Source organism: Novosphingobium resinovorum, from assembly GCF_036352595.1.
Taxonomy (GTDB): Bacteria; Pseudomonadota; Alphaproteobacteria; order Sphingomonadales; family Sphingomonadaceae; genus Novosphingobium; species Novosphingobium resinovorum_B.
In genome coordinates, this window is the sequence record NZ_JAZFAX010000082.1 from 1 (window position 1) to 5,499 (window position 5,499).

The 5,499-nt window shown below is 60.0% G+C and carries 5 protein-coding genes; 1 reads left to right on the forward strand and 4 read right to left on the reverse strand.

What is annotated here, in order from left to right; translation table 11 throughout:
* Nucleotides 1–391: 391 nt before the first annotated feature.
* The 3 genes from V2S85_RS26710 to V2S85_RS26720 are packed head-to-tail and all read right to left on the reverse strand — an operon-like array spanning nt 392 to nt 3,404.
* The gene (locus tag V2S85_RS26710) at nt 392–1,300 is read right to left on the reverse strand and encodes a dihydrodipicolinate synthase family protein (RefSeq protein WP_330705814.1); all 909 of its coding nucleotides are present in this window, start codon (nt 1,298–1,300) and stop codon (nt 392–394) included.
* Between the two features lies 1 nt (nt 1,301).
* Nucleotides 1,302–2,510, reverse strand: coding sequence for an LL-diaminopimelate aminotransferase (locus V2S85_RS26715; RefSeq protein ID WP_330705815.1), 1,209 nt, complete (start codon nt 2,508–2,510; stop codon nt 1,302–1,304).
* A gap of 33 nt (nt 2,511–2,543) precedes the next feature.
* A complete protein-coding gene (locus V2S85_RS26720; RefSeq protein WP_330705816.1) occupies nt 2,544–3,404 on the reverse strand; it encodes a DMT family transporter in 861 nt (286 codons plus the stop codon).
* Nucleotides 3,405–3,521: 117 nt separating this feature from the next.
* Between V2S85_RS26720 and V2S85_RS26725 the strand changes: the two genes are divergently transcribed.
* Complete coding sequence (locus V2S85_RS26725) at nt 3,522–4,937, forward strand: PLP-dependent aminotransferase family protein (protein WP_330705817.1); 1,416 nt, start codon at nt 3,522–3,524, stop codon at nt 4,935–4,937.
* A 289-nt stretch (nt 4,938–5,226) separates the two neighbouring features.
* Here V2S85_RS26725 and V2S85_RS26730 read toward each other — a convergent pair.
* On the reverse strand, nt 5,227–5,499 hold a 273-nt coding region (locus tag V2S85_RS26730), incomplete at its 5' end, for a hypothetical protein (RefSeq protein ID WP_330705818.1).

Sequence of the window (5,499 nt, forward strand, 5' to 3'; positions counted from 1 at the left end):
CAATATAAACGCCGGGCAAACCATGTTCGAAATAAGCAACATCGTCACCGCTGCTTGATTACCAAAATTACATCGCCAAACCTGCCGCGGCGGTTCAACCGCAACGTGGAGGATTTTTACCGCTTACTTTTAAATTCGATATGCCTTGCATGCATCGAACGTGTCTCTCCGATTTCGCCGCCGATAAACTGTTTCTGTGACCGATTGGTGAGCCCAGGCAGGCATTGAATCCGGAGTGAGTTATGACAATGAGCCGATTCTGGTCGGGCTGCTTTGCATTCCTCCAGCGATATAAGCTGCCATTGGCGGGGCGTCGATTGCTGACAAAACCACATAGTTTCAGAGTGCAGATACGAATGCCCACCTGACCTCGCCGCTTCAATGCCAGAGACTAATCCTCTTGCCCGTCATGACCCATCGTGGCCCAAATCGCCTTGGCAACCCGGCGTCTGTCAGTTTCGGAAATAGGCAGGATTGGTCTGGGCGGTGACGCAATGCAAAGACCCAATTGAGCCACAGCAGCATAGGCGACCCGCACGCCTCCCAGCTCGCGGCACAGTGCGCACAAGGGCCGGAGCTGTCGGACGATCCTGGCAGCCTCATTGGTGTCGCGACTATCGATGGCAGCCGCCAGCGCCATGGCTTGCGCAGGAAGAAACCCGGCTATCACACTGTAGAATGCTTCAGCGCCCGCAATCAGAGCGTCCGCCATGCCCCAATCGCCGCTATATCCTATCGCCAGATCGCCTGTGGCACGTGAGCGCAGACCCTTGAGATCATTGCCGATGGTGCCTGCACTGGGCATCGGCATCTTGACTGCCGCAATATTGGGTAGGTCGGCCAAACGGTCGAGCAGATCAGGCGTGAACGTGAAGTGCGTCGTGCTCGGATTGTTATAGACGCACAACGGGAGACGTGTGGTGGCAGTGACCGTGGCATAATGCTCGAAAGCCTCGTCCTGTGTGAGCGGAGTATAGGACACCGGCGCCATGAGCAGCCCATCTGCGCCTTCGGCCTCCGCATCTCTTGCGAGATTCTGTGCATCATCGGTGCGCAGGGCGCCAATTCCCACCATCAGAGGCACCTGACGCCCGACCGCCCGCACGGCAGCGCGGACAGCGCGCAAACGCTCTGTCCGGCTAAGATAAGCGTACGTTCCAGCGCTGCCGAGTAGGCCGATGGAATCCACTCCCGCTTCAGCAAGATGTTTAACGAGGTGTCCCACAGCGTCGACATCGACGATCCCATGGTCGTCGGACGGGGTAATCGGGAAGGCGGAGATGCCTTTGAAGAGCGGCATTTCAGTCTCCTTGGCCTGAGGGCACGTTTACGCCTTTGGACGTGAGATATCGCTTGATGCTGCGCGCGGCCTGCCGGATGCGCTGTTCGTTCTCCACTAGGGCGATGCGGACATAGCCTTCACCCTGCTCGCCATAGCCGACGCCCGCTGCGACAGCGACTTTCGCCTGGGTCAGCAGTTCCTTCGAAAATTCGAGGCTGCCCATGTGCCGAAGGGCGGTCGGCAGTGGTGCCCAGGCGAACATCGATGCGCTTGGGCTGGGTATTTCCCATCCGCTGCGAGCGAAGCTGTCGATGAGCACGTCACGCCGGCGATGATAGAGCTGGCGATTCTTCTCGACGATGTCCTGCGGTCCATTGAGCGCCGCGACGGCGGCAGCCTGGATTGGCGTGAAAGCACCATAATCGAGATAGGATTTCACCCGCGCCATAGCCGCGATCAGCCTTGGGTTTCCGACAGCGAAGCCGATCCGCCATCCTGCCATGCTGTAGGTCTTGGACAGACTGGTGAACTCGACGGCGACATCCTTCGCGTCCTTCGCCTGCAGGATCGATACCGTCGGCTTGCCGTCATAGTACAGCTCCGAATAGGCAAGGTCGCTTAGAACCCACAGGTCGTTCTCCTTCGCGAATGCCACCAGGCGTTCGTAGAAAGCGAGGTCAACAGTCTCCGCCGTCGGGTTGGCGGGATAGTTCGTAACCAGCAGCTTCGGGCGGGGCACGGTGAAACGCATCGCGCGCTCGAGGCTCTCGAAATAGTGCTCGTCCGGTGTGGTCGGCACGCTTCTGATCGTCGCGCCTGCGATGATGAAGCCGAACGTGTGGATCGGATAGGAGGGGTTGGGAGCAAGCACGACATCGCCCGGCTCGGTGATCGCGGTGGCGAGGCTGGCCAGCCCCTCCTTCGATCCCATTGTGACGATCACCTCGGTTTCAGGATCAAGTTCGACGCTGAAGCGCCGAAGGTAATAATCGGCTTGTGCCCGACGCAGGCCAGGAAGACCCTTCGACTGGGAATAGCCATGGGCGTCGGGCTTGCGCGTCACCTCGATCAGCTTCTCGATGACATGATCGGGCGGAGCCAGGTCCGGATTGCCCATGCCGAGATCGATGACATCTTCCCCGGCAGCGCGCGCGGCCGCCCGCATCGCGTTTGTTTCTGCAATGACGTAGGGAGGCAGGCGCTTCATGCGGTAGAATTCTTCGGTCATGCCTATGTCTCGTGAATGGAAAGATCAGGTGGTTCAGGAGAAACGCTTTGCACCGGCCACACAGAGGATGACGATCACGGTCGATGCGATCATCGTCCATGCGACAGGCTCTCCGAGAACCACGCCTGCGAGGAGCAGGCCAAAGAACGGCTGAAGGAGCTGGAGTTGTCCGACGCCAGCGATGCCGCCGATGGCAAGGCCGCGATACCAGAATACGAAGCCCAGCATCATTGAAAAGACCGAGACATAGGCGAAGCCCGACCACGCGCGCCAACCGATGTCAGCCCAGCTCGCTGGCATAGTCCCTGCGGCGATGACGATCATGACCGGAAGTGACAGCAACAATGCCCAGCTAATGACCTGCCAGCCTCCAAGGCGGCGTGAAAGCGATGCACCTTCCGCATAGCCAAGGCCGCAGAGCACGATTGATGCGACCATCAGCAGGTCGCCGGTCAGCGAGCCGCCGCCGCTATTGTAGAGGGCAAAACCGGCCACCGCGATCGCCCCGATCGTCGAGAAAAGCCAGAAGGCAGGCTTCGGGCGTTCGCCGCCCCGCAATACTCCGAAGATGGCGGTAGACAGCGGAAGAAGTCCCACGAAGACCACCGAGTGCGCCGCTGTGATGTGCTGGAGTGCAAGCCCGGTCAAAAGCGGGAACCCGACCACCACGCCGATCGAGACGATGCCGAGCGGCAGGAGATCGGAGCGCGCTGGTCTCGCCTGCCTAAGCGCCATGAGGAAGACAGCGCCCAGCAGCGCCGCGATGACTGCACGCCCCGACGTCACGAAAACCGGCGTGAAGTCTGCGACCGCAAGTCGCGTCGCTGGCAGAGACCCACTGAAGATGATGACGCCCAGAAGGCCGCTGCCCCAACCGGCTGTAGACCGTTCCATAGTTCCTCGCTTTCCCGACCCGACTAGAGGCAAGGGGCTGGTCAAAACAGGGACAATACAATACAAAAATATCAAACTGTATGGATTAATTCTGCCATACAATTGCGAGGCATTGAGATGGGTCAGCTGCGTAGCGGAACCAAGATCGACGAACTCATGGATACAATCCGTGCGAAGATCGCGAGCCGCGCGATCGGCTCGGGGGATCGTCTGCCTTCTGTCAGGGCGTTTGCCGAGACTATGAGCGTATCTCCGTCCACTGTGGTCGAGGCCTATGATCGACTGGCAGCCGAGGGGGTTATCGGCGCGCGTCGAGGGTCGGGCTTTTACGTCACGGGAAGCAGCGTCCCACCTATGTCGGTCAGCGAGATGGGGCCACGTCGCGACCGGGCCGTCGATCCGTTCTGGATTTCCCGCCAATCGCTCGACGCGGATACTTCCACGCTCAAGCCAGGCTGTGGCTGGCTCCCAACCGACTGGATGCCCAATGTCGCGCTCCGCAAGGCTTTGCGATCACTGGCACGCGGTGACGATGCGCTGTTGACCGAGTATGGCAGCACGCGCGGTTCGCTGGCGCTGCGCCGCCTCCTTCTCGGTCGGTTTGCTGAGGAGGGAATAGACGCTACCGCTGACCAGCTTCTGCTGACCGGGTCGGGTACACAGGCGATCGATCTGATCTGCCGCTTCCTGCTCCATCCCGGCGATACCGTTCTGGTCGATGACCCCGGCTATTTCAATTTTCAGGCGCTCCTGCGCGCGCACCGTGTGAAACTGGTTGGCATTCCGTACACGCCTACTGGTCCCGATACGGCGGCCTTTGAGGCAGCGCTGATTGCCCATAAACCACGGCTCTATATAACGAACTCCGCGCTCCACAATCCGACGGGAGCCAGCATGTCGCACCAGACCGCGTACCGCCTACTGAGCGCGGCTAGCGCCCATGACCTCACCATCGTGGAAGACGACATCTTCGCCGATTTCGAGCCATCGCCGTCGCCGCGCCTCGCCGTCCTCGACGGTCTCGACCGGGTCATTCGGATAGGGAGCTTCTCCAAGACCCTCTCTGCATCGGTGCGCTGTGGCTATATCGCGGCGCGACGCGACTGGATCGAAGGGTTGATTGACCTTCAGGTCGCGACGAGTTTCGGTGGGCCAAGCCCGGTAGCGACAGAATTGATCGCCGATGTGCTGGCGGGTGGAAGTTACCGAAAACATATGGCCGACCTTCGCCAACGGTTGGTGCACGCGCGCGACCGTACCGCCGCACGTCTGGCGAAACTGGGAATCACGCCGTGGATCATACCGCGAGGCGGCTTCTACCTGTGGTGCCGCTTGCCAGACGGTCTTGATTCTGCAGATGTTGCCAAGCGCTGTCTGAAGGCTGGCGTGGTGCTGGCTCCGGGCAACGTGTTCAGCGTATCGCAGTCTGCTGCACCGTTCATGCGCTTCAACGTGGCGCAGTCTGACATTCAGCGGGTCGAGGACGCCCTTATTCAGGCGCTCGATCATGCTTCGTCGTCGGTCGGGTCATAAGACAATCCTACCGATGAGGGATGCTGCGAAGGCCAGCATAACGCCTCCAACGATGGCATCGAGGATATTCCACGCCGCAGGCCTTGCGAAAAACGGTGTCAGGATCCGTGCTCTATACCTGAAGGGCAGCTTTTAGGATCGGTCAGGCCGCCACCGATAGTCTGAATTGGGCGCATTGCGACCTGGCAGTTCCGGTAAAGCTGGCCGATTGCGGACTGGCCGGTTTGGGGTTCGCGACGGTGATTAGCTGCCATCGGCGTTGATGGCGGAGGATTGATCTGCCGAACATTTAGCGGCTCATCCAACTATTGCCATTAAGTTGCCGCCCTAGCCGCTCAAAGCCTTCAGCCTGACGGCGGTTCATTTCAGCCGTCGTGTCATCAAACTCGTCTTGCTTGGTGTAGGCCGTGCCGCCCTCATAGTGCAGGAACGCCTTGACCTGCCCCCCGTCAGTCCCTCGATCATAACGAGAGTCCAGCGGTTGAATACGATGGCCCGGACGCCTGCACAAGCGCGTCGGGCATGATGGTCTCGTCCTGCACGAAGGCTCGACGCGCTTGTG